The sequence below is a fragment of the Pseudomonas sp. EA_65y_Pfl1_P113 genome (genome assembly GCF_963970525.1).
GTDB lineage: Bacteria > Pseudomonadota > Gammaproteobacteria > Pseudomonadales > Pseudomonadaceae > Aquipseudomonas > Aquipseudomonas tritici.
Window position 1 is genome coordinate 1 of sequence record NZ_CAXAQM010000135.1, and the last position, 807, is coordinate 807.

Here is an 807-nt window from a genome sequence, read left to right on the forward strand (position 1 = left end):
GAGAACGCGCCAAAAAGATGTCGGCGCACTGACTACCAAGGACCCGCCCGTCAAGGCGGCCGAGAAGCAGAAGCGGGTCGTCAGCCTTCAGGTTTGCGGTGCGCGCCATTGCCGCCATCCTGCCATTAATGGAAACCAAAGTCAGCTGTTGGTTTCGCACTCCCGCGTTAGCGGAATATGGACATGCGATAATTGCAGTTATCACATAAGCAGAATTGACCCCTCTTTATAAGGTGGGATACAAGCGCCGCCGAGGAGCATGGCGCATCATGGGCACCGAAACCGCCCGGGAAGGGCTAGAATCCGCTGTAGCGCCGCAGGAGGCGGCCCTGCCGGCGATCGCTGCGCAGAGCGACCTTGCCTGGGCGATCGTGCAGGTGCGTGCAGGAGAGCGTATCGTTATCAATGAGGCGCTCATCGCTGCCTATCAGCGTTCGTCGTCGCCCCACAGCATCCGCGCCCTGAAATCCGACATCGAGGCGTTCGATGCCTGGTGCCGTGGCCGCAACCGCGTATCGCTGCCGGCGACCCCGGAGACCGTGGCGGACTATCTTGATGCTCGCGCGGAGAAGGGGAGCAAGCCGGCCTCGCTCGGCCGCTACAAGGCGTCGATCGCCAAGATCCATCAACTGCTGGACCTCAAGGATCCGACGTCGGCCCCGCTCGTGAAGCTGCGGTTACAGGCTGTGCGGCGGGAGAAGGGCACAGCGCAGAAGCAGGCGCGACCTTTGCGGTTCAAGGGTCCGGTGCGCGACGTCGAGCGCGACAAGGCGCGGGGGCTCAATATCCGCGCGCTGCTCGAGAGCT

General features: G+C 63.1%; 1 protein-coding gene. It reads left to right on the forward strand.

The window, feature by feature from the left end; all coding sequences use genetic code 11:
* Window positions 1–269: 269 nt before the first annotated feature.
* Window positions 270–807 (forward strand): site-specific integrase (locus AACY52_RS28695; protein ID WP_339561123.1); only part of this gene is annotated, 538 nt, incomplete at its 3' end.